General features: G+C 55.6%; 18 protein-coding genes. 9 read left to right on the top strand and 9 right to left on the bottom strand.

The features are described 5' to 3' along the window. Positions 1-138: 138 nt before the first annotated feature. The 4 genes from ABEA92_RS18080 to ABEA92_RS18065 all read left to right on the top strand — a co-directional run bounded on the left by ABEA92_RS18080 (position 139) and on the right by ABEA92_RS18065 (position 3508). Positions 139-1062: a DUF1571 domain-containing protein gene (locus ABEA92_RS18080; protein ID WP_345685247.1), complete on the top strand. Its 924-nt coding sequence runs from the start codon at positions 139-141 to the stop codon at positions 1060-1062. Positions 1063-1179: 117 nt separating this feature from the next. Next, complete coding sequence (locus ABEA92_RS18075; RefSeq protein WP_345685246.1) at positions 1180-1533, top strand: hypothetical protein; 354 nt, start codon at positions 1180-1182, stop codon at positions 1531-1533. Between the two features lie 153 nt (positions 1534-1686). Continuing rightward, on the top strand, positions 1687-2208 hold the full coding sequence (locus ABEA92_RS18070; RefSeq protein ID WP_345685245.1) for an ATP-dependent zinc protease family protein: 522 nt from the start codon (positions 1687-1689) through the stop codon (positions 2206-2208). Between the two features lie 73 nt (positions 2209-2281). Further along, complete coding sequence (locus tag ABEA92_RS18065) at positions 2282-3508, top strand: RimK family alpha-L-glutamate ligase (protein WP_345685244.1); 1227 nt, start codon at positions 2282-2284, stop codon at positions 3506-3508. 41 nt (positions 3509-3549) lie between these two features. Here the strand turns inward: ABEA92_RS18065 and ABEA92_RS18060 are convergent, their stop codons facing one another. The 8 genes from ABEA92_RS18060 to ABEA92_RS18025 form a co-directional block, all read right to left on the bottom strand. Further along, a complete protein-coding gene (locus ABEA92_RS18060) occupies positions 3550-4455 on the bottom strand; it encodes a transglutaminase family protein (protein ID WP_345685243.1) in 906 nt (301 codons plus the stop codon). A 94-nt stretch (positions 4456-4549) separates the two neighbouring features. Continuing rightward, positions 4550-7108 carry a circularly permuted type 2 ATP-grasp protein gene (locus ABEA92_RS18055; RefSeq protein WP_345685242.1) on the bottom strand — a complete coding sequence of 853 codons (2559 nt, stop codon included), beginning with the start codon at positions 7106-7108 and terminating at the stop codon, positions 4550-4552. 369 nt (positions 7109-7477) lie between these two features. Then, positions 7478-10813 (bottom strand): transglutaminase family protein, encoded by a 3336-nt coding sequence (locus tag ABEA92_RS18050; RefSeq protein WP_345685241.1) that lies wholly within the window; start codon positions 10811-10813, stop codon positions 7478-7480. Then, the gene (locus ABEA92_RS18045) at positions 10810-11760 is read right to left on the bottom strand and encodes an alpha-E domain-containing protein (RefSeq protein ID WP_345685240.1); all 951 of its coding nucleotides are present in this window, start codon (positions 11758-11760) and stop codon (positions 10810-10812) included. Before ABEA92_RS18045 ends, ABEA92_RS18050 begins: the two co-directional genes overlap by 4 nt. A 130-nt stretch (positions 11761-11890) precedes the next feature. Then, positions 11891-13405: a circularly permuted type 2 ATP-grasp protein gene (locus tag ABEA92_RS18040; protein ID WP_345685239.1), complete on the bottom strand. Its 1515-nt coding sequence runs from the start codon at positions 13403-13405 to the stop codon at positions 11891-11893. A gap of 230 nt (positions 13406-13635) precedes the next feature. Then, positions 13636-15543, bottom strand: a complete 1908-nt coding sequence (asnB, locus tag ABEA92_RS18035; RefSeq protein ID WP_345685238.1) for an asparagine synthase (glutamine-hydrolyzing) — start codon at positions 15541-15543, stop codon at positions 13636-13638. 346 nt (positions 15544-15889) lie between these two features. Continuing rightward, a complete protein-coding gene (locus ABEA92_RS18030) occupies positions 15890-16858 on the bottom strand; it encodes a serine/threonine-protein kinase (RefSeq protein WP_345685237.1) in 969 nt (322 codons plus the stop codon). Positions 16859-16929: 71 nt separating this feature from the next. Beyond that, positions 16930-17988, bottom strand: a complete 1059-nt coding sequence (locus ABEA92_RS18025; RefSeq protein ID WP_345685236.1) for a galactitol-1-phosphate 5-dehydrogenase — start codon at positions 17986-17988, stop codon at positions 16930-16932. 117 nt (positions 17989-18105) lie between these two features. Here ABEA92_RS18025 and ABEA92_RS18020 point away from each other — a divergent pair, with 117 nt between their 5' ends. Continuing rightward, a complete protein-coding gene (locus ABEA92_RS18020) occupies positions 18106-18597 on the top strand; it encodes a cell division protein FtsH (RefSeq protein ID WP_345685235.1) in 492 nt (163 codons plus the stop codon). Positions 18598-18818: 221 nt separating this feature from the next. On the opposite strand, the gene ABEA92_RS18015 is transcribed toward ABEA92_RS18020, so the two are convergent. Beyond that, on the bottom strand, positions 18819-20933 hold the full coding sequence (locus ABEA92_RS18015) for a glutamine synthetase III family protein (protein ID WP_345685300.1): 2115 nt from the start codon (positions 20931-20933) through the stop codon (positions 18819-18821). Between the two features lie 715 nt (positions 20934-21648). Here ABEA92_RS18015 and ABEA92_RS18010 point away from each other — a divergent pair. The 4 genes from ABEA92_RS18010 to ABEA92_RS17995 all read left to right on the top strand — a co-directional run bounded on the left by ABEA92_RS18010 (position 21649) and on the right by ABEA92_RS17995 (position 26728). Next, positions 21649-23037 (top strand): TonB-dependent receptor, encoded by a 1389-nt coding sequence (locus tag ABEA92_RS18010; RefSeq protein ID WP_345685234.1) that lies wholly within the window; start codon positions 21649-21651, stop codon positions 23035-23037. A gap of 377 nt (positions 23038-23414) precedes the next feature. Next, positions 23415-24920 (top strand): pyruvate kinase, encoded by a 1506-nt coding sequence (gene pyk, locus ABEA92_RS18005; RefSeq protein ID WP_345685233.1) that lies wholly within the window; start codon positions 23415-23417, stop codon positions 24918-24920. Positions 24921-24977: 57 nt separating this feature from the next. Continuing rightward, positions 24978-26084: a potassium channel family protein gene (locus ABEA92_RS18000; RefSeq protein ID WP_345685232.1), complete on the top strand. Its 1107-nt coding sequence runs from the start codon at positions 24978-24980 to the stop codon at positions 26082-26084. A gap of 254 nt (positions 26085-26338) precedes the next feature. Then, entirely contained in the window at positions 26339-26728 is a 390-nt protein-coding gene (locus tag ABEA92_RS17995; protein WP_345685231.1) for a DoxX family protein, read from the top strand.

Raw genomic sequence — 26728 nt, 5'->3', positions numbered from 1 at the left:
ATGGTCTGTGCCTGTTCGAAGCCGGAGCATTTTCGAGCGATTTCTCGTCCGCAATGGGCGCGCTGTTTGCGGTCAAACGCGACTGCTTTGTTTTTCTATCGCTTCAACTTGCTGATTACTCAACTTGGAAAAATGACGATGAAACGAGATTACCTGCTTGCTGTACCCCTGGTCGTCGCACTGTTGATTCCCGCATCGACTCGCTCGGTCGCGGATGAAATTCTAGCCTCTGCCAACACCGCCGATCGCGTGAGCCCCCCGCGGCTTGGCGACGACGACGCCTCGCTGAGGCTCGCCCCCGACTCGGTGATCTCCGAAACCGAGAAACTCACTGCACACCATCAGGAACTCAAAAGACTCGTCCAACAAGCCCAAGCGAGTTTGGATCAATGCCGCCATCAGGTCCGCGACTACACCTGCACATTCTTGGCACAAGAGCGTGTCGACGGCCGACTCGAGCCTACGAAACGCTGCCAAGCCAAAGTGCGGCACATCTATCCCGAAGACGAAAATGACGATGTGTCCACAAACATCTACATCAAATTTCAATCGCCTAAATCGATGCATGGACGCGAAGTTTTATGGGACAGCCATGCCAACGATGGGCGAATGCTTGTCCGCAAAGGCGGCAAGGTTCTCGGGTTCATGACCGCGATGATCGAGCCATCAAGCATGCTAGCGATGCAAGGCAACCGATACACCATTCACGAATTCGGCATTCGACGACTGCTCGAGCGCATAGTCGACGTGGGGAATGCCGAGTTGTCGGTCGAACACGTGCGTGTGCAAAGCCGCCCAGACGTCGAAATCAATGGACGTAAATGCCAGTACTTCGAAGTCGTGCATCCGGTTCGCCAAGAGCATTTGCCGTTTCACATCGCCAAGGTCTATGTCGACAACGAACTACGATTGCCGATCCTATTCGAAGCATTCGATTGGCCCGAGGGTGAATCGGAAGACCCCGTTTTGATGGAGCGGTATCTGTACTGTGATCTGAAACTGAACGTGGGATTGACCGACGCCGATTTCGACAGATCCAACCCCGAATACCAATTTCACTAACGCGGTCGCCATCGCGATCGCGTTTTCCACTTCTCGTAATGAGGGCCTGCTACAACATGGTGCCATCCAAAATGGCATCATGCGATGAAGTGCTTGATCCAGCGAAAGGTAACCGCGATGTCTGAGTACCAACCCAATCCAGCAGCAACAAAGAAAGCAAAATCTCTTGTCGAGTCACACCAATATGTCCTCGATAGCGACTGGGGCGACTCACAACCCACCAGCGATGACGAAAACAAATTCTTACAATCGCACGGTTGGGATGAATATGCGAAGTGGTTCTTAGCGATCGATCCCGACGCTGGCGAGCAGACCAAAGGCCGGTTCCATTTTCCCTTTGGTGACTTTCGGCGAGTGCATCGCAGCGGCCTGATCGCGGCAAAGCAGCGTGCGGCGCAGAACGGCCACAGCGAAATCGAAGCTGCCGCCGACAAATTGCTCGACGCGTTGGAGCACGAACACAATTCGTGAGGCATGCGAACCGATTTGATTTGTGAAAAGTTGCCGTCTAGACACTGCGACGCCGGGATGGTTAACCTCTGGATATTCGAGAGTTTCTGACTTCCGGTGCTGTTCCGAAGCCCCTAAAACCACGACCTCCTTGGCGAATCGGGATCGATAGCTTTGACATTTCCGACAGATTCAGACGACCTTTTCGACGAACCACCTGCTCCGCCCGATCCCTACGCCACCAAGGACCAATGGATCATTGGATGGCGGGAATGGGTTTCGTTGCCAAGTTTGGGAATACGTCATATCAAGGCGAAAATCGACACCGGTGCGAGGTCGTCAAGTTTGCATGCGTTGAATATCGAAACCTTTGATGTTGATGGCGTCGACATGGTTCGCTTTGACGTTCAACCACACCAACGTTCCGACGCCAAAACGATCGCTTGCCAAGCTCCGGTCCACGACGTCCGTAGCGTTCGCAGTTCCAGCGGGCAAGCTTCCAAACGGATCTTTATCTTGACCGAAGTCCATTGGCTCGATACCACATGGCAAGTCGAATTGACACTTGCCAATCGCAACAAAATGGGGTTTCGCATGTTGATGGGGCGTGAAGCCATTCGCGGACGCATGCTAGTCGACCCGGGCCAATCCTTCTTTGGGGGACGTCCGAAAAAGAAAAAACGCAAACACTGGTGACACACCGCCACCGCCCCATTGGAACGCCAAAATCACCTAGCCCTCTTAAAATTTTTGCCTCGAGACCCTTTTTATGAAGTTGGCGATCCTTTCGTGCAGCCCAAACTGCTACAGCACGCAGCGTCTAAAAGAGGCGGCATTGTCACGTGGCCATCAAGCCAAGGTGCTCAATACGCTCCGCTTTTCGATCGATCTGAAGCAAGGCGAACCCGATCTCTATTTTCGTTCTAAACTGCTCAGCGACTACGACGCGGTGATTCCTCGGATCGGTTCGTCGATCTCGTTCTATGGAACCGCCGTGGTTCGTCAATTCGAACAGATGGATGTGTTCACCACCAACAGCTCGGCGGGGATCACCAACGCGCGTGACAAACTGCGTTGTTTACAAATTCTGAGTCGTCATCACATCGGGATTCCCGAAACCGCCTTCGTACGCGAAAAGCGAGACGTGTTGCCGGCGATCGAACGTGTCGGCGGCGTACCGATCATCATCAAATTGCTCGAAGGCACACAGGGCGTCGGCGTGATCTTGGCTGAATCGGTCAAGACGGCCGAAGCGATCATCGAAACGCTGCAAAGCACCCGGCAAAACGTGTTAGTGCAAAAATTTGTTTCGGAAAGCCGCGGCCGCGACATTCGTGCATTCGTCGTTGGTGACCGTGTTGTTGCAGCCATGCGACGCGTGGCTCAGGGACAAGAGTTTCGCAGTAACGTGCATCGCGGCGGCCGCACCGAATTGGTCGAACTCGACGACGCCTATTGCGAAACCGCCGTCCGCTGTGCCCAAATCATGGGCCTGCGTGTGGCTGGCGTCGATATGCTCGAAGGCAGCGACGGCCCCCAAGTGATGGAAGTCAATTCGTCACCGGGGCTCGAGGGCATCGAATCGTGCACCCAACTCGACATCGCCGGTGCGATCATCGATTACGTTTCAGCCCAAGTTGATTTTGCCGAAATCGACGTTCGTCAACGTTTGACGGTCAGCCGAGGCTACGGAGTGACCGAGATCCATGTCCCCGAAGGCTCGGAGTTCTGCGGCAAAACGATCGATCAATCGGGGCTGCCCGAACAAGACATCAACGTATTGACGCTGTATCGCGGCGCAAGCGTGATCCCGAACCCAAGGCTGAAACGAACACTGGAACCCGGTGACCGTTTGCTCTGCTTTGGCAAACTCGAAGCGATGCGGGCGATGATTCCCGATAAAACCCGCCGCAAACGTCGCCCCAAGGTCAAACAGCTTGCTACCGAGATTTCCGGTTCCCACCCTGCCAATCCGCAGGACCGCGATTTGACATAAGCGCGTCCTCCTTTGCCGGTGTTGGCAAACCCGACAAGAGATCACACAAGCGGCTGGATCGGCTCGACATCCACACTGACCTTTAGCCAGGTTTGGCCGCCGCCCAAGATCACGCCCCGCATCGGGCTGACGTCACCGTAATCGCGACCGATGCAAATCGGGATATGATCGGTCGTGCATTGGCAAGCGTTCGTGGGATCGAAATCGATCCAGTCCAATTCGGGACCGCAATAAACGCTGATCCAAGCGTGCGATTCGTCTGCGCCGATCTTGCGTTCTTCACCCGGCGGCGGAATCGTTCGCAAATAACCGCTGACGTACCGTGCGGGCAATCCAATCGAACGCAAACAAGCGATTTGGATATGGGCAAAGTCTTGGCAAACTCCCGCACGCAGCGCGAACGCGTCGGCGGTCGGCGTGTTGACTTCGGTTGCACAGGTGTCATAACGGAAATCGTGATGGATTCGCTTGGTCAAATCCAACGTCGCCTCGACAATCCCACGTCCATCGGTGAACGACACCCGAGCGTAATCGGCATACTTGGATTCCTTCTGACCACGCGGCGAGTCGAAACAAAATTCGTCGACATAGCGTCCTGAGCGACTCTGCCGAATGTCGCCCGGTTGGCCCACAATTGTGTTCCAAGGGATCGCGCCGGATTCACCCACCACCGACGGCGGGTCCACGGTGACTTCGCTGGTAGCAACCGCCGTTAACTCCTTGTGCAGCGTTTCGATTGCGAACGAGTAAACGCAATTGCCAAAATAATCCGTGTGCTCGGTCACCGTCATCGGCTCGGGCAACACGGCAATCTCGGAACGGTGGCAAGTCACGCCGGGCCGCGTGCTCGGCTGCATCCGCAATTGATTCTGGCAAACCGCCACCGAATCGCTGTAGCGATAGTGAGTTCGATGGATGATGCGATAACGAATGGATGACTCAGGCACGGTTCAAAGCCATTGGATCATGGACGACACAGATTCACAACTTTCACATGACACCGCATTTTCTCACAAGAGGCCGGTATCGGGAACCACCTCGCTAATCCGCCTCCGCCACGCTGACTCCGGTTAAGATTTGCGTCGTTCCCGTATGGATCAAGTAGCGTGCTGCGATCGCATCCGACAAACTCGGCAATCCGCGAATCAATTGTTCAAGCAAACGTTCGAGATGAGGACGACTTTTATTTGCGCCAATTTCGCTTAATTGTATCGGATCGGCGATCCGCAATGCGTGCAACATCCGGCTGGCGATTTTCTCATCGGCTCCCAAACCGACCACTTTTGCCCCGGTGGGCAATTGGCTAATCAGCGTCGCAATCTCGTGCAACTGAAAACTTAATGATCGAGGATTCGTTTCGTCGGTAACCAACAAATCGATGGTCGGTGCGGGACGAACCAAGTTCAGGTATCGCGAGCGATAAGTCATCATGCTGTCCAGCGCGTCCAACACCCCTTCGCATACCGACACTTCAGGGTCGACCGGATTGACCAACATGGCGTTTAGCAATTCGGCGGTTTGGTCCGCCCGTTCGATGCGTCGCCCGAGCTGCAAAAATCGCCAAGCATGCGTCCGCGTGGTGCTTTCGCTTGCAACCCCGGCAAACGCCAACAGATCGGTGATCAGCAGGTTCAGCCGCTCGATGACCCGTCCCATATTCTCGCCGGGATGCGATGTTTTCTCGGTTGAATCGCTACCGATACGCTGGATGATCCGGTACGCATCGATGGAGATCCGGTCGCGAACCGAGCGTGCGTTCATCACCATCGATCCAATCGTGGCCTGCAATCCGCGAGGTTGGTTGCGGTCCATGATCGAACTGGGCAACATGTCTTCGACGCGAGGCAAGTTGCCATCGAGCCCTGTCACCGCATAACCCGGTTCGATCTGCCCGATCGCCGCCAACGCGGCCAACAAGCGAGGAATCTCGGGCATATCGCGTAGCTCGTTTTCGCCTGCGACGCGAACGATCGTCGTCCGCAGCAACCGCGTGATCGCTTCGGCGCGTTCAGCATAACGGCCCAGCCAAAACAAATGCTCTGCCACCCGGCTGGGCAGCTCGTCGCCGCTTCGTTTGAGTGCAATTTCGGCGTCGGGCGGTGGCAGCAGCGTGGTTTCGGTATCGATCGGCTGGGTGCTCGAAACCCAACAATCCATCGTCAAATGACCGCTGGCGTGTGATCGATCGAGCTCCTGTTCGCGCGGGCTGACTCGCGCAAGCGCCCCTGGCAAAACCTCGACCCCATTGGCGGTTTGCAACTGAAAACAACGCAGCGCCAAATACCAAGGCTCGAGCTGGTTGTTGGTCCAAACCGGCGTCGTGCTATGCGCCAATTTCTGTTGAGCGACAAATTCGCGTGGCTTGGCCTTGATCGCCGCGACCAACTCGTCACGCGCCGAAGCCGACAATGTCGACGGAGCAACCGGAGGAACGCCCGAGACCACAAACGCCGGCCGAATGACCAACGATTCAAGATTGTTGAGAACGTAATCGCACTCTTTTTTGCCACCACACCAATACGTGGCCACATTGGGCAAACTTAACGACTGCCCCAACAACAATTGGCTGGCGGCCGGCAGGAACGGCAACAGCGCCGGCGTTTGCGCCATCACGCTGCCGACCGAATTGACCACCGCAACGTTTTGCTCGCGAACCGATCGCAACAATCCGGTCACCCCTTCGGTCGAATCAGGATCCAATTCCAATGGATCACTTTTACGATCGGACACGTGTCGCCAAAGCACTTCGATCGGAAGCAAACCACCCAAGGTTTTCAGATTCAATTGGCCACCCCGAGCGGCAAGGTCAGTGCCTTCGACCAGGGTCAAACCAAGATAACGAGCCAAGTAGGCGTCTTCAAATTCACGGTAACTGTCATGCCCCGGCGTCAACAATGCGACTCGCGGGTTATCACGCATTCGGGGTGCAAGCGAACGAAGATGGTTCCGCAGCGAATCAAAAAAGGAAGCCAGTCGCCGCGTGTTGCACTGGCGTACCACTTGCGGGAACACACGCGTGGTGACGATACGGTTTTCGAGCAAATAACCCAACCCGCTTGGCGCTCGCGTACGGTCACTTGTCACCCACCATGTTCCATCGGTAGCGCGGGCGATGTCGGTGGCGGTGATATGCAACCGCTTGCCGCCACAGCTAGGCATCTGATGATAGGCACGCTGAAAATAAGGGTTCGCCCACAGCACGTCCGGCGGAACGATCTTCTCTTTGACTAACCGCTGATCGCCAAGCAGATCGTTCAACACGGCTTCCAAGACCATTGTTCGCTGCGCGAGCCCGGCTTCGAGCTTGGACCAGGACGCCGAATCGATCACAAGCGGGATCGAAGACAATCGCCACGGACGCACCAACCGCCCCTCTTCGCTGTCGACGTTGAACGTGGTTCCGTTTTCGTGAACCAGTTCATCAATGGTGGCCACCCGCTCATTCATCCCCTGGTTGCCGAGCGATTGCAGGTAATCGGCAACTGGCTGCCAGTGGGGGCGCAACTTCCCCGCTGGCGTTTTGCATTCGTCAAAACGTTCTGGCGTGGCGACGTAATCGCCGAGCGAGGGCGAGGAGGCAACGGGCGATGTCAAAACCATCAGACTCGCAGTAGGGAGCAAGAAATATCCAGCGACGCGAGCCTTTCTTGCGAAACGCGAATCGCCGCTCAGTCGCCACAGTCTATATCAAGCGATGCCTGTCGTCATTCGGTTGATCCGCAATCCCGACTTGCTCAAATCCACCAGCTTTTCTTGCTTTCCCCGCCACAGAGCCGTTCGGCGTGCCGTTTAAATAAACCCACCTAACCTGTTGCAAAGCAATAGGTTAGACCGCCGCATTGGGAAAGTCGGGTTTGCCGTGGCTCGGCTATGACGTGGGAATGGTTGTTCGCATGCGTGGGACGCGAATCGTTCATTTCCGCATTCCCCCTGCCGCCTTTGGCAATTAGGCAATCTGTGCGGGTTTACTCAAGCCCGAACATGCCTTCGCAAATCGAGCGTGATGGGATATTCGCATCGATTTGCCAACGGAGGGAGATCGGCAATATCAAACTTTTTGCCACTGAGGGTTGATCGTTCAAACTGAGCGGCCCGTCGTGATTCCGCTTCGCTCGCATTGATCGGAAACTTTTCGTGGCTGCGTCCTGCCGGATGCACCGCGTGATAACGGCACCCGCCAATCGATTGCCGATTGCGAAGATCAACGATGTCGAACTGCAGCGGGGTATGGATACCTATCGTCGGATGCAAACACCGAGGCGGCTGCCATGCGCGATACTTGACGCCGGCAACATATTGATTCTGAACCCCAGTCGGATGCATTGGCACTCGCACTTGGTTACACAGAACTGCATAGCGAGTCGAGTCCATGCCGTCGACAAGAATCTCGAGCCGCTCGAGTGACGAATCGACATACCGAGCCGTCCCACCCGATCCCGGTTCTTCGCCCATCACATACCAGGGCTCGATCCCACTTCGCAGTCTCATTTGGACATCTTGGTGAGTGACTTCGCCAATTTTTGGAAAGCGGAATTCGTGTTGCGGTGCGAACCATTCCGCACGCAATGTCGCCCCTCGACGATTCAGATCATCGATCAAATCACCAAGGTCTTGCCAAACGAAATGAGGCAACATGAAGCGATCGTACAGCGTGGTTTGCCAACGCGACATCGGCTCTTGATACGGTTTCTCCCAGAACACTGCGATCGCCGACCGAATCAGCAACTGTTGAGCGAGATTCATCCGCGGATTTGGCGGCATCTCGAAACCACGTAGCTCGACAAGCCCGAGACGGCCGGTCGATGAATCCGGCGAATAAAGTTTGTCGATGCAAATTTCGGTGCGATGGGTATTGCCGGTCAAATCAACCAACAAATCACGAAACAAACGATCGACCAACCATGGTGGTTGATTCGGGCCAAGCGTATCGAGTTGACTCAGTGCGATCTCCATTTCATAGACCGCATCGACACGGGCTTCGTCCATCCGCGGCGCTTGGCTGGTCGGCCCGATAAAACGACTGCTAAACAAATACGAAAGTGCAGGATGGTTGTTCCAAAACCGGATCATGCTGGCTAACAAATCCGGTCGCCGAATGAAAGGACTGTCCGACGGTGTCGATCCGCCAAGCACGATGTGGCTTCCACCCCCGGTGCCGGTGTGCCGACCATCGAGGTCAAATTTTTCGGCGCCAAGTCGACTCTGTTTCGCTTCCTCGTAGAGCGTCTCGGTGAGATGCACCAACGAGTCCCAAGATTCAGTCGGCTGGGTGTTGATCTCGATCACCCCCGGATCCGGCGTGACCTTGAAATACTCAATTCGGTCATCCGGCGGTGGCAGATAACCTTCTAGGATCACAGGAACATCCAGCTTCACGCAAGTCTGCTCGATGGCCGAGACCAGGTCGAGGTAATCTTCGAGTCGCTGCGTCGGAGGCATAAAGACGTGCAGTCGCCCAAAGCGACACTCGACACAGAGCGCCGTGCTAATCACATCGTCGCTGGTCGGTAAATCATCGGGATCCTCTTCGTCGAGCGTCTGCTCATTGACCGGAAGCGTCGCCAATTCTTCACCGCCAAGAATGACCGATTCGTTGCCTTTCCCTAACGGCGGCAGCGGAGGATGGGCCGCGAACGGATCCGCAGGCGTCGTATGAAACACGGCACTGGAACTTGTGCCACTGGGCAGCGATTCAAGCGGCAAACGCAGCCCGATCGGCGAATCACCTGGAATCAAATACATTTTTTCGGCGCGAACCGGCCATCGACCACTGATCCATCCCGGCTTGGCTTGCCACCACGCCCGACGCAGCGGCAAAACACATCCCACCGGCTTGCTGAGCCCCTGAGTAAACGTACGCATCATCATCGCGCGTTCGTTGGGATCGTCCAATTTCGGGTCGGTCGGATCGACATCCACCGGCAAACGATTTTCTCGCCACAGATAGTGAAAGACGTCTTCGTAAACCGGGAACGACATCTTGGCGTTGATCCCTAACTCGGACGCCAAACTTTGTACGAATCGATTGGCGTCGTCGGCGGTCAATCCATAATCCTTGCCTTCGTCGGCAATGTATTGCGGATCATTCCAGACCGGTTGCCCATCGCGACGCCACATGCACGTCAATGCCCAACGCGGCAGCGATTCGCCGGGGTACCACTTGCCCTGGCCATAATGCAACAAACCGCCCGGTGCAAACTGATCGCGAAGCCGCAACAACAACACGTTGCTGAGCACCCGCTTCTCTTCACCGACCGCGTCGGTATTCCACTGAGGATCTTCCATATTGTCGATGGAAACGAACGTCGGCTCGCCTCCCATCGTCAACCGCACATCGTGTTTTCGCAGACGCTCGTCGATCTGTTGACCGCTTCGCAGAATCTCGGACCACTGTTTTTCCGAGTAAGGCTTGGTGACGCGAGGATCTTCGTAGATCCGCGTCACGGTCATCCGATGTTCAAACTCGACATCACACGCTTCGTGACCGCCCGTGATCGGCGCGGCACCGGTGTAGGACGGTGTACAGGCAAGCGGAATGTGGCCTTCGCCCGCAAACAGACCGCTGGTGGGATCAAGCCCGACCCAGCCCGCACCGGGCAGAAAGACTTCGGTCCATGCATGCAGATCACAAAAATCGGCGACCGGCCCCTCCGGGCCTTCGAGCGGTTTTTCGTCGGCAACCAATTGGATCAAGTAGCCTGAAACAAATCTCGCAGCCAACCCTAGTTGGCGAAACGTTTCGACCAACAACCAAGCCGAATCACGGCACGAACCGCTGCCCAAATCCAGCGTTTGCTCGGGCGTTTGAACGCCGGGTTCCATTCGCAGCAAGTATTTGATTCGCTGCTGGGTCAAACGATTGATTTCGACTAAAAAATCGTTGATGGACGTCGTCGCCTTGGGCAGCGATGCGATCCACTCGTCAAATTTCTTCGTCCCGACTGGTTTTGTCAGGTAGGGTGCGAGTTGATGTTTGACGTCGGCATCGTAATCAAATGGCCAATTTTCCGCATACGATTCGACAAAGAAGTCGAACGGATTGATCACCGTCATGTCCGCGGTCAAATCGACCGTGACACAAAGCTCTTTGGTCGGCTTTTGAAAGACAAAGCGGGCAATCGGATTGGCAAACGGATCTTGCTGCCAATTGACAAAGTGATCCTTGGGCTCGACTTTTAGGTTGTACGCATCAATCTTGGTCCGCCCATGATACGCCGGGCGAAGCCGAACCAACTGAGGCCCCAAATGGATCGCACGCGAATACAGGTAACGCGTTTGGTGGTGCAGCGCGACACGAATGGTCATGTAGTCGTCGATATATTGAAATAGTCATGGTTCAGCGAGCTACCAATTTGGTTTAGCTCTTGCTGCAAATTGTCAATGAACTGATGCATCCCCCCAGCCAACACCTCTTTGACATTGGTCGAGGACATGCGATGTCGCAATGCCGCCATCTGCTTCTTTGCCGCGCCCGCCGACCCCGACTTCGACACCTCTTCAATCGCGTCCAAAGAGGCATCGGCCCCTGCGACACACGACAAAATCGATCGGGGAAAGGTGCGATGGAACAAGAAAAAGTGGACCACTTTCTCGATGTCCATCAAATGATGTTCGCGGCGATAGGTTTCAAATCCGCTGATCGCCAATAACAACGCCGACCACTGCAAATCATCCACCGCGGTGCCCACGTCATCGACGCGAGGCAGCAGATTAAAGTACTTGACGTCCAAGATTCGTGACGTTTTGTCAGCCCGTTCGATCAGCCGGCCGAGGTTTGCGAAATGCCATCCGGTGTCGTGAGCCATCGTGCTGTCGAGCACGCCCGACCAAAACAACGCATGCTGCCGCACAATGTCAAAGAACTCGGCCGTCGGATCGGTAATCGTTTCGGCGACCGAATCGTTCACAAAGTGATAGAACTCGTTGATCTGCAAAAACGCTTCGGACGACAATCCCTCGCGAACACTTTTGGCGTTTTCGCGAGCACACCGCAGCGACGTCAACATCGAACTGTGGTATTCGGTATCAAACGCGAGAAACTGAACCACGTTTTGTGCGTTGGCCTCGCCATACTTCTTTGCGAACCATTCATTGTCGCCGGTGACCTGAACAAGCGGTTCCCATGGATCCACCAAATTTTCGGGTTGATCCAGCACGATCCCCAGCGTGATCTCTAAAAACCGGGCAAGATTCTCCGCTCGTTCAACTTGACGGCTCATCCAATAGATTGATTCAGCAACACGAGAAAGCATGGGAGTATTGTGTTAGAAGAAATGGAAGTTGAATGAAGGACGACGGAGCAGGTTTATCGAGTGAGTCGTCAAAAAACAGGCCTCGGCTCGTTATTGCGAGACGAAACGGCGAGAAACAACAGGACGGTTGCTAACTGAGTTCATCAATGGCAACGGATTGCCCCGGATCGGCGACAACCCAGGTGTCTTTGCTGCCGCCGCCTTGAGATGAATTCACCACCAGCGACCCTTTCCGCAAGGCCACACGGGTCAATCCACCGGGCATCACCCACACGTCATCTTCGCTATTGCACAGGATGTAGGGACGCAAATCGACATGCCGCCCCTCCATCTTGCCATCGGCAAGCGTGGGCATTCGAGACAACTGCAATGTCGGCTGGGCAACGAAGTTGCGTGGGTTTTCGCTAATTTTCTCAGCAAACTCCGCTCGCTCTTTCTGAGTCGCATGAGGCCCGATCAAAATCCCATAACCTCCCGATTCGTTGGCCGCTTTGACCACCAGTTCATCCAAATGAGCAAGCACGTACTTGCGGTCCTCGGCTCGCGAGCAGACATAGGTTGGCACATTGGCCAGAATGGCTTCTTCGTTTAGGTAGTAGCGAATCATATCGGGGACAAAGGCGTAGACGACTTTATCGTCGGCAATCCCCGTCCCCGGCGCGTTAGCCAAAGCCACGTTGCCAGCTCGATAAGCGCTCATCAACCCCTTCACACCGAGCATCGAATCGGGGCGGAACACTTCGGGATCAAGAAAGATGTCGTCGACACGTCGGTACAATACATCGACTCGCTGCAGCCCGTCGGTGGTCCGCATATAAACCACGTCTTTTTCCACCACCAAGTCGCGGCCTTCGACAAGCTCGACCCCCATTTGTTGGGCCAAGTACGAGTGTTCGTAATAGGCGCTGTTGAACACACCGGGCGTCAACACGGCCACGGTCGGATCATTGATGTCCTCGCGTGCCATGCCTCGCAACATCTGATACAGGCGAGCCGGATAGTCACGTACCGGACGGACTCGCGAAGCGCTGAACACTTGGGGAAAGTTCTTTTTCATCACGTGCCGATTTTGCAACACGTAGGAAACGCCCGAGGGACACCGCAGATTGTCTTCGAGCACATAAACCGCGCCGGTGTTGTCACGGACAAGGTCGGTCCCGGTGACGTGACACCAAACATTGCGAGGCGGCTTCAATCCAACACATTGCGGCAAGAACGTCGATGCCGATTCGATCAAGTCGCTCGGGATCACACCGTCCTTGACGATCTGCTGCTCGTTATAGATATCGCCGAGAAATAGATTCAACGCTTTGATGCGCTGTTTCAGCCCCGCTTCAATATGATGCCACAGCATCGTCGAGACGATCCGCGGCACGATATCAAAGGGCATGATCTTTTCCGTCCCTGCCGCATCGCTGTAGACGGTAAACGTGATTCCCATCTGATAGAGGGCGCGTTCGATCGCCTTTTGACGACGCAACAATTCTTCGGCGGGCAACTTGTTGATCCGATCAATCAACAGTTCCGCGTCCGGCCGGGCGACCGTTTTTTCGTCGACTAATTCGTCAAAAAATCCGTCGGTTTGATATCCCGACAACTTGGGTGAGGCGATCGACTGAGTCTGGCTTTGAGATTGTGAGGCCATTTGAAAAGCAACGGTTTCCTGAAGAGGGAGCTCTAGTGTCAGTCCGATCCATGATCGACGCACTCATTGAATCCGCATCTTACCAGTTCCGCCATTCTGGTTCTCATGATTCTATAGCGAATACTCCGAGATGATAGTCACCGTTGCCGATTTCGATTGCAACGCAGTCGCATCATGCCGTAGAAGCCCCCTTTACGGCAGGCTACGGTGGATACGCCGAACCTCGGCGGTTAGGTCCAACGCCGCAGCCACTTTTCAAGGATCAACAAATTCCACAACCGATAGCCGTGATTCTGCTCGTTTTGCTCGTGAGATCGCACCAGTTCGGCAACGCGATCCCGACGCAAAAACGGCTGAATCTTCGCATCCTCGGCCAACAGCGTTTCATGAACCATCGGCTTTAGTTCATCGCGAAACCAGTTCGCGATCGGAATCCCAAACCCCATCTTTTTCCGCGTGAAAATCGACGAAGGAATCATCGAACCAAACGTGTCCTGCAAAATCAACTTGCCTCGACCACCCCGAAATTTATATCGCACCGGCAGCGTCGCAGCAAATTCAACCACGCGGTAATCCAATAACGGCTGACGCACTTCCAAGGCATTGCCCATCGATGCGATGTCGACCTTGGTACACAAATCGCATGGCAGGTAGGTCAGCACGTCGCTTGCCGAAGCCCGCGAAACAACATCGCGTCCCTTGGATCGATCCCAGGCGGCATCGAGAAACTCAAACGGATCGTCACCCGGCAAACGCTCAACAAAATCGTCGCTGTACAACGACGCGCGGAGCGATTCAGGAAAAATCTGCAGCCAATTCAAATAACGCCGCGCCGTCGGTTGCCCAAGCGCCTCGAGAAACCGCTTGGCCCGCCGCACCACCGACCGACGTTTCTCGGAATCCGGCAACCGTTGGACCAAACCGATCCCCGGCACTTGATGCAGCGGGAACATCTTCTGCAGTTTACTGCTGAGCCATAACGCACGATATCGCTCGTAACCGGCAAACAGTTCGTCACCGCCGTCGCCCGACAACGCCACCGTCACCTGTTTGCGTGTCAATTCGGACAAATACCATGTTGGAACCGCCGACGAATCGCCAAACGGTTCGTCGTAGTGCCAGACCAACTTGTCGATCACGTCAACGCCGTGCGGTGTCACTTCGAACCGTTGATGATCGGTCCCGAGATGCTTGGCGACTTGGGCGGCGTAGGCGGTTTCGTCAAAATCCGCGACCGGGAATCCGATGCTAAACGTTTTGATCGGCTGATCCGAAAGCGATTGAGCGATCGCGGTGATCAACGATGAATCGATACCGCCGGACAAAAAGGCTCCAAGCGGCACATCGCTTTGCATCCGCAAACGGACCGAATCAGTCAACAATTCTCGCAATCGATCGCAGGCGTCGGCGTGTGAAATCGGGATTTCGATCGACGGGTCATAGTTCCAATATCGCTCGACACGAACTTGGCCATTTTCAAACACCGCAAAATGACCTGGCGGCAACTTTCGCACACCCTTCCAAATCGTGCCCGGCGGCGGGATGTATTGGTAGGTCAAAAATTCGTCGATCGCCGCGGGGTCAATCTCGTCGCAGACGCCTCCGGCCGCCACCAAGCACTTCAGTTCGCTGCCGAAAACCAGCCGATTGTTTTTCAGTGCATAGTACAGCGGTTTTTGCCCGATCCGGTCGCGAGCCAGCACCAGTCGATTCCGCTTGGCATCCCAAATTGCGATCGCAAACATGCCATTGAGCTGCGAAAAACAATCGGTTCCGACATCCTCGTACAGATGCAGCACCGGCTCGCCATCGCCGTGCGTGGCAAAGGTGTGCCCGGTTCCTTCGAGCCGACGGCGAAGCGTTTTGAAATTGAAAATCTCGCCGTTGAACACCATGCGGACGCTGCCGTCCTCGTTGGCCATCGGTTGGCGAGCCCCCTCGAGATCGATGATGCTCAGCCGGCGAAACCCCAACCCAACGCCCACTCGATTCCCATAGGCATCGTGATGATCCGTATCGATCCACGTCTGTGAATCGTCGGGACCACGATGCGCGATCGAGTCGGTCATCTTGTTCAGCAGCGACGCATCGACCGCCATCTTCGCGTCCAGCCAAACTGCCCCAGTAATCCCACACATCGAGTTGTCGTTCCTAGTTGTTTGAAAAGTGTGAGATAGGGTTCCCGTCTGTCATCAAGAACACGTTTATATGCCCACGATAGATAAGGAAGGCTGCGACATACAAGGTAGCGAAACTCGCCAACGGCTTGTTGATTTAGTCGTACGATGGACTTCCTAGCCCGTCGAATACGTCATTGACGGACTAGAAAGTCCATCCTACACCCCTTGCCGAAGGAAACTTCATTAAATCAACAAGCCGTCAAGAGTTTCGTTTCCTGAACCGAAAAGCCGAAAGTCTTGGCGACTTTCGCTACGCTGAGAAAGCAGTGTTCTCAATGACAGGCTGGAAGCCTATCCCACACGCTTAGCAATGGATCGCTCGCACGGCATCAATGAATTCTCGCATCGATTGAAAGCGTTGGCTCGGTCGTTTCTGAATCGCTCGCATCACGACGTCGTCGGCCCCTTTGGGGATATCACGTTCGGGCGATCGCTCGCTGGGCGGCGGCACCTCTTTGTGCTTGATGTTGTCAAACGTCTCGTTGATATCCGCTCCGCGAAACGGCTCACGCAGCGCCAACATTTCATACAGCACCACGCCTGCGCTAAAGATATCGGTGCGTTCATCGATCCCTCGATTGCCGTCCACCTGCTCGGGTGACATGTACAGCGGTGTTCCCGGTCGCTGGCCACCACCGGTCAACGTTTTCAACTGCTCGCCGTCGGATTCGCGGGGCTTCAACACACTGCGGTTGATCGGTTCATTGTCATCGGCGTGCCCCCACACTTTGGCGACTCCCCAGTCCAACAAAATCACTTCGCCGAAATTACCCACCCAAATGTTTTCGGGCTTGAAGTCGCGGTGAATCACCCCACGGGCGTGCGAATAGGCGAGTGCCTGGCACGCGCTGGCGACAATCTCTAAGCGAGTCGCCGTGGGAAACGCCGCAATGGTGGCTTCATCACCGCGAGCGATTCGCTTTAAGATCTCGAAAAAATTCTCTCCCGAAATCCGCTTCATGACAAAGTACATCCCTTCGGTTTCGTCGTTGCCGATGTCATAAACCGGCACCGTGTTGGGATGCTGCAATTGCGCGGTCACCCGCGCCTCACGAAGCAGGCGTCGTTGCTCGCGCCGATCATGCCGCGTTTCGGGCAACAATGACTTGATCGCCACGGTACGTCCGGTGACGCAATCGAACCCGGATCGCAATACCGCGCTGCCGCCACGCGCCATCTCACGAAGGTTGTTGTAACGGGCAATCCCGAGCGGCACGTTCTGAGGAAGGTCCGGATCGGTGCCTGACAAGATGATGGTGGGTTCGCTAATCATAGTCTCATTCTATTCCAAATCGCAGTGTCCAGGCACTACCAACCCTATCGGCTACTTTCCTAGCAGCCACCTCAACTTTTCTGGGGCTGAACGATTTTCTGGGGCTGAACGACGACTTTCATTTGATCGGGGTCCCCTGCGTACAGTCGCTCGAACCACTGCGGCGCATCATCTAATGAAATTTTAGCGGTAATCAGTGGCTCGACCTTGATGATGCCGCGGTTCATCAGATCGATGCACTGCGGATACTCTCCATTACAACCGCACGTGCCTCGCAGCGTGATTTCGCGTGTCACGACCGATTGCAGAGGCAATTCAATCTTGGGCGACACGTTGCCGACCAAAGTCACGCTGCCGCCTTTGCGGACCGATTCAATCGCCGTGTTGATCGTGGGCGTCGCGCCGACGACTTCCAGTGCCACATCGGCTCCGCGGCCTTCGGTCAATTTGCGAACCTCTGCAGGCACGTCGACTTGATCACCCCGCAGAACGACGTCGGCACCAAGCTCTTTGGCGACCGCCAAACGTTTGTCGTTCAAATCGACCGCGATCACCTGCGTCGCACCGGCCGCGCGAACCGCTTGAATTGTCAACAACCCGATCATCCCCGCACCCACCACGACGGCGGTGTCGCCCAACGTGATTTGGGTGACGTTGGCGGCATGCACCGCCACCGAAACCGCTTCGACCAGCGCCGCATGCTCAAACGGCAACGTCTCGGGCAATGTGTAAACGATCCGGCGAGGCACGCTGATCTGTTCGGCGAACGCACCATGACGACGGTATTCGCCACAAGAAACGCCCAGCACCATGCGGTGATCACAAAGATTGCCATCGCCTTGACGGCAGAAATGACACTTGCCACACGACACCATCGAATCGAACGTGACTCGCGTCCCCTCCGGCAAATCGGTTATGTTTTCTCCCGTGGCGATCACGATCCCAGCTGCCTCGTGCCCCATCACCAACGGCGGAATACGACGCCCCGTGCTGCCGTCATAGCCATGAATATCGCTGCCACAGATGCCGCACGCTTCGACCTGAACCAAAACATCGTCGGCCCCCACTTCCGGAGCATCAACGTCGGTGACTTGCATCTCTTTATATTCGGTTAGCAATAACGCTTTCATGGTTGTCTCAATCGCGTAATGATGGTGCCCTTCGCAGGATCGATCCGGCAACGCAGGAACGTCCCAAACAAAGATAATGGGGGCGGACCGCCGCAGTTTATCACAAGGAAGCCAAAATTGAACGATGACGAAACGCTGACCGCCTATCACGAAGCAGGCCATGTGGTCGTCGGCTACCTGCTCGGAGCCCAAATTGACGAAGTGCGGCTTGATAGCATGATCGACGACGACTTACCCCGCCGTTTTGGCGATTGTTTGGTCAATTGGGGAAAAGTCGATGCCGGCTGCGATTGGCAACGCCAACGCGAATTGATGACCATTTTAGCTGGGCCCGTGGCCGAAATGATCTATCGGGGCGAGCGACTGCATCCGGCCCATTTCGGGCCATGGCAAGGCGATTGGCAACAAGCATGCGAGCGATCGGTCGGACTGTTCTCGCATCCCGCCGAACAAATCCGTTTCCTTGAACAGATCATCGCTCGGCTGTATCGCCGCATGGCAGACGACCAGTGGTGGGCGGCGATCGCCGCAGTCGCCGACGAATTGCTGGCCCACGAAGCACTCGAACACGACGACGTCGCCACCGCCGTCGCATTCTGGCTAGGCTAAATGTGGGATAGGCTTCCAGCCTGTCACGGCCTGGAATCGCCCGTTCTGACGTTTTGTCGCCACGCTTGCCAGAGCGCGGACAGTTGCCACGCAGATGCGAGTCACCACCTTCTGGCGAAGGTAGCTACCACAAAATCCCACACACCATCCCCGAAACTCCTGGCGAGTTTCGCGACGTTTTGACGCGACGTGTCGACGTGACACATCGATGCGACGTTCTGCTACTTGATGAACAGCATCTCTTGGTACTTCGGCAGCGGCCAGATATCGTCCGCGACGATCCCCTCGAGCTCGTCGGCTACCTCACGCACCGCGTTCATCGCTGGCAACACCACCTCGCCGAAATGCTTGGCGTGTTCTATCAGACCACCGCCGACCGCATCATCCATCTTCTTCTGCAGCAGCGTGATGTTGTCCTGCAATTGCTTCACCAGCGACGTCATCTCATCGAGCGTGTCGGTGTCAAAATCATAGCCCAACAACTTCAAATTGGTGCAGGTCGCAGCCAATTCATTTTGGTAACGAATCGCAGCGGGAAAGATCATCGTTTTAGCCATGCTGTACGTCAACTTGGCTTCGACGCTGATCGACATGCAGTACTGCTCGAGATAGGTCTCAAGTCGACTTTCCAATTCTCGTCCTGACAACACACCGTACTTTTGGAACAACTCAGCGACTTCGGGGGCTTGCAAGTACGGCAACGCATCCGGCGTCGATTTCATGTTCAACAGCCCCAACTTGGCCGCCTCGGTATGCCACTCATCCGAGTAGCCGTCGCCGTTGAAGACGACCGAAGAACACTCGTTCATGATCTCCGTCAACAACACTTGGATCGCACTGTGTAGCGATTCAGGCGTCCCGTCGGTCGCCGCTTCCAATTGGGTCGCGCAGTAATCGACCGACTCGGCAACGATGGTGTTCATCGCCACCAACGGACCAGCGATCGATTGGTTCGATCCCACGGCTCGGAATTCGAAACGATTCCCGGTAAACGCAAACGGACTGGTGCGGTTCCGATCCCCGGCGTCTTTGGGAAGCGGCGGCAACACGTCCACCCCTACCGTCAACGTCCCTTTTGCGATCGACGAATTCGCGCCGCCCGCCTTGATTTGCTCAAACACGTCGGTCAATTGGTCCCCCAGGAACACCGACATGATCGCCGGCGGAGCCTCGTTGGCACCCAGCCGATGATCGTTGCTGGCGGTCGCCACTACCGCTCGCAGCAACCCTTGGTACTTGTAAACCGCACGGATCACCGCGGCACAAAACACCAAAAACTGGGCGTTTTCGTGAGGCGTGTCGCCTGGGTCCAATAGATTGCCCTGGGACCGACTTCCCAACGACCAATTCACATGCTTGCCCGAACCGTTCACCCCTGCAAACGGTTTCTCATGCATCAAACAGGTCATCCCATGTTTTTCAGCCAACCGCTTCAGCGTCGTCATCAGCAGTTGTTGGTGGTCTGTCGCGAGGTTTGCCGATTCAAACATCGGAGCAATCTCATACTGCCCCGGAGCGACTTCGTTGTGCCGCGTCTTGACTGGAATCCCTAGCTTGAACAGTTCCCGTTCGCTCTCGAGCATGAATGCCAACACGCGTTCAGGAATCGCACCAAAGTAGTGATCATCAAACTCTTGGCCCTTCGGCGGCTTGGCACCGAACAACGTTCGCCCGGCGTTGACCAAGTCGGGGCGAGCAAAATAGAAGTGTCGATCGATCAAAAAATACTCTTGTTCGGGTCCGGCTGTCGAAGCGACAAAGGCACCGTCCTCGTGACCAAACAACTTCAGGATCCGCTGAGCCTGTTTGTTCAGCGCTTGCATCGAACGCAACACCGGCGTTTTCTTGTCAAGCGCCTCCCCAGTCCACGAAACAAACGCGGTGGGAATGCACAGCGTCGTCCCGTTAGGGTTCTCTAAGATGTACGCTGGACTGGTCACGTCCCAAATCGTATAGCCACGCGCTTCAAAGGTTTGCCGAATCCCACCGGTCGGAAAACTCGAACCATCCGGTTCGCCTTGGATCAACTGACTGCCACTAAATTCCGCGATCGAGCCCCCTTCGCCATCGGGCGAGAGAAAACTGTCGTGCTTCTCAGCGGTCGCGCCGGTCAACGGGTAAAAGACGTGAGCATAGTGAGTCGCTCCTTTGCTGAGCGCCCAATCCTTCATGGCCGACGCGACGGCGTCAGCGACGGTCGGATCGAGCTTTTCACCGGATTCGATCGTTTTCATCAACGACTTGTAAACCGGCTTGGGCAGCCGCTCTTGCATCACCTTTTTGCTAAAGACGTTGGCGCAGAACAAATCCTGCATCGGGGTTTCCGAGAAATCCATCGCCGGTGTGGTGGTTTTGTAACCGGTGACGGCGGCGATCGCCGAAAGCCGCGGACTCAAACCGGGCGGGGTCGCTGCAGATCCATTACTCGCTGGTCCACGGGGATTGCTTTTTGTCTCTGCAGTCAGCGTTGTGCTCATCTTAAAATTCCGGCTTGTTTAATACGAAAAGTAAAAGGGCTTGGACAACCTGCTGCACTGCGGCAGCACCGCCATTGTCCATGTTGGCCCCCGCTTCATCGCAAACCTTGTGCCCCCGCCAAATTTCGTCGCTCGGATCATGCCGGATCACTGATGCGAAACTGGGGGCGACCGCCTCCGCCGCTGGCGTTTTACGTGGTTTGCTCGAATGCTAAAAATGGACAACCCTGCCCTCGCGTGAGCGCGCGTTGCTGTCCTCATCGCCTCGCACAATCCCCCCATGTGCACCAATTCAAAGCAGCCAGTGCACAATCCATGAGCACAAGTGCTGGCACCACGGCACATCGTAAACACTGTTTTGACCCCGATTTGGAGCGTCAGAGCCATTTAATCCTCGGCGGCATGGTTTGTGCTTAGCAAAGCTGCGGAATTCTCGTGCAACGCCCCAAGCCCCCATGGCGAAGCTTTCGCCTCGGGGAGCGGATTTGCCACGATCGCAAACGCTCTTCCCTTGTCATCACAGTTCGACCGATTCATGCACCGCTTCAATTCGAAAAAACAAACATCGAGCACGATGGACACACATCAAAAGGCGCTTGATGTGAATCTGGATCCTCGCCGCTACGGCACGTTTGCCGAGATCGGGGCGGGCCAAGAAGTGGTACGCTGGTTCTTTCGCGTCGGCGGCGGCGCCGGCACGATCGCCAAAAGCATGTCCGCCTACGACATGAAGGTAAGCGACGCGATCTATGGCCGCGCGTCACGTTACGTTTGCCGCGAACGACTGCAAGCGATGCTCGATTACGAACACCGCTTGAATCTCGATCGCCTGCGTGACGTTCGAGGCGACACGACCGCCTTCTTTGCCTTTGCCGACACGGTCTCGGCGAGGAATTTTCAGGGCACGAACGAGTGTCACGGTTGGATGGGAATTAAATTCCAAGCTCATCCACGCGACGACGATAGCCAAATCATCATCCACGTGCGGATGCTTGACGAAGAGGCGGCGCTACAGCAAGAAGCACTCGGGATCGTCGGCGTGAACCTTGTGCACGGTGCCTTCGCGCTGCACCATGAACCCGAACTGCTTGTCGATTCGCTGCTTGATGGACTTTCGACTTCGCGGATCGAAATCGACATGATCGAATTCTCGGGGATCGCGTTCCGCCATGTCGACAACCGATTGATGAGTCTAAAACTTGTCGAACTTGGTTTGAGCGGCGCTGCGATGTTTGCCAGCAGCGGCGAAGTGCTACAGCCATCGGAATTCTTTTATCGCAAGCCCATCCTGGTGGAACGCGGCAGCTTTCGCCCGGTGTGCAACGTCAATCTCGACATGCTTCGCGGGGCGCACGAAAAGTTCTCTCAACTGCCGAGCGTCGCCGGCAAAGAAGTGGCTCAGGTGATGGAGATCACCATGAATAACTTGAAAGCCGAAGGCGAAATTGATTTGCGAGACTTTCTCGCTCGCGCCGATGTCATGGCGGCCTGTGGCATGCCGGTCCTGATTTCAGATTACTTTCGCTACTTTCGTCTCGCTGCCTATCTATCGCGGTACACCCGAGAAAGTATCGCGATCACGATGGGCGCCGGCAGCTTGTTGGAACTCTTTGACGAACAGTACTACACCAGTTTGGAAGGCGGGATCCTTGAATCGTTCGGACGTTTGTTCAAGAACGATTTGAAGATTTACTGCTACCCGCTGTTGGATCCGGCGACCGGCGAACTGGTCACGTGTGACAATCTCGAAGTCAAACCCGAACTCAGCAAGTTGTACCACTACCTGCTTGACCGCGGCGAGATCAACGCAGTCGAAAACTACGACCCCGAATGCCTAAAGATCTTCTCACGCGAGGTGCTGCGGATGATCAAAAATGGTGATCCGGAATGGGAAACGATGGTCCCCGAACCGGTGGCCGAGGTGATCAAAAGCAAAAATTACTTCGATTACCAACCCGCGTGATACAAGCACCGGCGGTTGGTTGGCTGCCAACGACAAAGCCGAAACAATCGCGATGACACACGCCGGACAAAACTCGCCGATGGGCGCCGCGTCGAGAGAGAAACAACGAGGCAAACCAGACTGCGCATCTGCAGGAAACACCCCTCCGCAGGGCCGTCACCTCGCGCATCCCCAGCGAATGAACTGTACCGCGATGGCGTCCAAAACTCGCAGGCGAAGCGAACTTTTTCGATTCGCTGCGCATTCGCGATCATCACTTTCCCGTTTATTCAGCCGATAACGGCGTCCAGCGTGTGTCATTCCGGCATTGTCAAGTCGCGCTCGCAATTGTCGCAGCCACCTTATAGATTCTGGACTCTCATCCTTATTGAATCCAAATGCCCATGTTATCTGAAATGCCCGATACGTTGATTTCTGACACGGTGCGTCGGTACCGGCACACTCACTATCGTCACACGAAGATTGTCGCGACGCTTGGCCCTGCGACGCAGTCCGAAGAGGGCTTAACGCGTCTGATCAACCAAGGTGTCGATGTCTTTCGTCTGAACATGGCCCACGGCACCGGCGAGTGGGCGATCGAAGTCACCAAACGAATTCGCCAGACCTCGGACAAGGTCGGTCGTCACGTTGCGGTGATGATGGACGTCAAAGGCCCTGAGATCCGTACCGGCGTGGTGGAACAGCCGATCGAACTGGTTGTCGGAAACCGAATCCGACTGCAAGCCTCGTCGAATCCCGCTCCAGACGACCTGGATTGCCCTTGCGTCTCGGTCAACTATCCCGACCTTGCTCGCGACGTCAAAGTGGGTGCGACGATTTTGATCGACAGCGGACTGATCCGCATGCGAATCATGGACAAGGATGACGACGGCATTCTTTGTGAAGTCGAGACGCCGGGCATGCTCACGTCACGGCGGCACATCAATCTGCCGGGCGTTCATGTCAACTTGCCAGCCGTGACCGAGAAAGACAAACATGACCTGCAGGCCGGTGCCGAAGCCGGGATCGACTTCGTTGCACTCTCGTTTGTTCGCACCGCTGCGGACATTCGCACCTTGCAAGCTTACCTAAAAGAGATCGGATCCAACGCCCGGATCGTGGCCAAGATCGAAGACCAGGCGGGTGTGCAAAACATGGAAGAGATCATCCGCGAGTCGGATGGATTGATGATCGCGCGTGGCGACTTGGGGATCGAGATCGATTACCACAAGCTGCCGTTGGTCCAATCGCAGTTGATCGCTGCTTGTCAAAGCGAAGGCAAACCGGTGATCATCGCAACGCACCTGCTCGAATCGATGATCCAATCTCCGATGCCAACGCGAGCGGAAGTATCGGACGTCAGCAACGCGGTTCGTGAACAAGCCGACGCGGTGATGTTATCAGGCGAAACGACCACCGGAGCCTACCCGTTTGAATCGGTCGAGGTGATGAAGAACATCATCCGCAGCATCGAACCGACGGTCAGCCGTTCGCTCAATTCGCTGATCACGCTACGAGAACCCAAAGCCAAGATGCTTCGCTCGGCCGCCCTATTGGCACAAGAGCTTGGCCAAGCCGGCATCGTTGTCTTTACCCGCAGCGGTTTCTTGGCTTATGTGCTCGCATCGCTTCGGCCGCGTGGCGTTCCCATTTATGCCTTTACCGACGCCGAAGACACGTTCAATCAAATGTTGTTGCTGTGGGGCGTCGAGCCTTTCCTGATGGAATTTTCCGACGACCCGGACGTCACGATTGCCAATGCGACCGAACGCTTGCGGCAAAGTGATTGGGTCACTCCCGGCAGCTGGTTGGTCGTGATCACCAACGTGTTGGCCCACGGCAAAGTGGTCGATTCGTTGCAATTGCGTCAAGTGGAAGCGACACCTCCGGCTGGCTCGACATAGCTCGCTCCGGCAAAGGAGACGTGAGCCAACGTGGATCCACAACGAAGCATCGACCGGGTGACAAAACCGCCCGCTCCGCCTGCGGTGTCGCATTTGTCGGCCTCGCCACCGCTGCGCCGCATCTTAACCGGCGGCGTGTTGTTTCTATTAATCTGCCTGGTGGCCGTCGCCGGTTACATGGCGGCCGGCTGGCATCTGGACGATGCACTTTACATGGTCGTGATCACGATCTTCGGCGTCGGTTACGGCGAAGTCCATCCGATCGAATCGCCGCCGCTGCGTGCACTGACGATCATGGTGATCGTCGCCGGCTATGGTGCGGTAATCTACACCGTCGGCGGATTCATGCAGATGTTGATCGATGGCGAACTGAACCGAGCAATGGGAGCAAGACGAATGACCAAGGGAATCGAGCGACTCAGCAACCACACCATCATTTGTGGGATGGGACGCTTAGGCACGATCCTGGCACGAGAACTACACGCCGCAGGCAAACCGTTTGTCGCGATCGACACCGATCTGGACCGACTGCGTGCTGCCGAAGATCGCGGCTACCTGGTCCTGCATGGCGATGCGTCCGAAGAAGACATCTTGGATCAAGCCGGAATCAAGCGAGCCACCAACGTCGCTGCGGTCTTATCGCTTGATGCCACCAATGTGTTTGTCACGATCACCGCACGCGAGATGAATCCGGCCGTCCGCATTATCGCTCGCGGTGAAAACCCACGCACCGAAAAGAAACTGCTTGGATGCGGCGCAAACCAAGTCGTCTTGCCTACCGCGATCGGTGCCCAAAAGGTCGCTCAGCTGATCACCCAACCGACGGCCGAAAGCATTTTGGAGCAGATTCAAGATCAAGGCACGATGCTAGAGGATCTTCGGCGAATTGGACTGCAGTTCAACGAGCTCGAAGTCATCTCCGATTCCGAGCTTTCCAATCATCCACTCAGCGAGCTGGAAATCCGCGGCAATCACAGCTTTCTGATCGTCGGCGTTCGCCATGCCGATGGGACGATGCAACTCAACCCATCGCCCACGCTGCTGTTAAAACCGGGCGACATCGTGATTGTGCTGGGGCACGAAGACGACCTCCCCGAGATCGCTCGCCGCTTCTTACGCAAGCAACCCAAAATGACCTACCGTGGCGTCTCGGTGGAAAACTGAGTCGCAGCCAGCAAACCAAAGCCAATCGCATCGGGAAGAATGCGTGGCAGGACCGCCCCCCGCAACACAGAGGTGCCCAGCCAACAAGAATAGGCTAGGGGTTTTGACTCGAGTGCATCATCATCATCGATATGGTTAATTTGTCCTTACATTTGGAAGAGCGAAACAACGATCGCATGCGGCGTGTTTGACAGCTCGAAGCTCGCCATTTCACTTTCCTATCGCAGCATTGCGAAGTAAAACGAACAGCTCCCATGATCGAACGCCAGAATACATCGCTGAGCAAACGGATTTCCATCGGCCTGATTTCCGTCTTTTTCGTAGCGGCAGGCATCAATCACTTTGTCTCGCCGATGACCTACTTGAAGATCATGCCATACTATCTGCCATGGCCGTTGGCATTGGTGTACGTCTCAGGATTCTTTGAAGTGCTCGGCGGGATTGGCGTGGCGGTACCACGACTGCGGCGTGCAGCGGGATGGGGCTTGATCGCATTGTTGGTCGCAGTCTTTCCAGCAAACCTTTTTATGATGACCAACGCCGAACTGTTTCCGTCGATTCCATTCTGGATGCTCGTCGCACGCTTGCCGTTGCAAGGTGCTTTAATTGCTTGGGTTTGGTGGGCTACGATTGGCAAAGCCTGA

Source organism: Novipirellula caenicola (assembly GCF_039545035.1).
GTDB lineage: Bacteria > Planctomycetota > Planctomycetia > Pirellulales > Pirellulaceae > Novipirellula > Novipirellula caenicola.
The sequence above is the reverse complement of the archived record's forward strand: the minus strand, read 5'-3'. Positions and strand labels throughout refer to the sequence as shown.

Excerpts from the sequence above, each read along its gene's own strand:
- ABEA92_RS18045 (WP_345685240.1), bottom strand. The coding sequence starts at position 11,760 with ATGCTTTCTCGTGTTGCTGAATCAATCTATTGGATGAGCCGTCAAGTT.
- pyk (WP_345685233.1), top strand. The coding sequence starts at position 23,415 with ATGCCCATGTTATCTGAAATGCCCGATACGTTGATTTCTGACACGGTG.
- ABEA92_RS18055 (WP_345685242.1), bottom strand. The coding sequence starts at position 7,108 with ATGGTTTTGACATCGCCCGTTGCCTCCTCGCCCTCGCTCGGCGATTAC.
- ABEA92_RS18050 (WP_345685241.1), bottom strand. The coding sequence starts at position 10,813 with ATGACCATTCGTGTCGCGCTGCACCACCAAACGCGTTACCTGTATTCG.
- ABEA92_RS17995 (WP_345685231.1), top strand. The coding sequence starts at position 26,339 with ATGATCGAACGCCAGAATACATCGCTGAGCAAACGGATTTCCATCGGC.
- asnB (WP_345685238.1), bottom strand. The coding sequence starts at position 15,543 with ATGTGTGGGATTACTGGGGCAGTTTGGCTGGACGCGAAGATGGCGGTC.
- ABEA92_RS18080 (WP_345685247.1), top strand. The coding sequence starts at position 139 with ATGAAACGAGATTACCTGCTTGCTGTACCCCTGGTCGTCGCACTGTTG.
- ABEA92_RS18010 (WP_345685234.1), top strand. The coding sequence starts at position 21,649 with ATGGACACACATCAAAAGGCGCTTGATGTGAATCTGGATCCTCGCCGC.
- ABEA92_RS18075 (WP_345685246.1), top strand. The coding sequence starts at position 1,180 with ATGTCTGAGTACCAACCCAATCCAGCAGCAACAAAGAAAGCAAAATCT.
- ABEA92_RS18065 (WP_345685244.1), top strand. The coding sequence starts at position 2,282 with ATGAAGTTGGCGATCCTTTCGTGCAGCCCAAACTGCTACAGCACGCAG.
- ABEA92_RS18025 (WP_345685236.1), bottom strand. The coding sequence starts at position 17,988 with ATGAAAGCGTTATTGCTAACCGAATATAAAGAGATGCAAGTCACCGAC.
- ABEA92_RS18015 (WP_345685300.1), bottom strand. The coding sequence starts at position 20,933 with ATGGATTTCTCGGAAACCCCGATGCAGGATTTGTTCTGCGCCAACGTC.
- ABEA92_RS18030 (WP_345685237.1), bottom strand. The coding sequence starts at position 16,858 with ATGATTAGCGAACCCACCATCATCTTGTCAGGCACCGATCCGGACCTT.
- ABEA92_RS18040 (WP_345685239.1), bottom strand. The coding sequence starts at position 13,405 with ATGGCCTCACAATCTCAAAGCCAGACTCAGTCGATCGCCTCACCCAAG.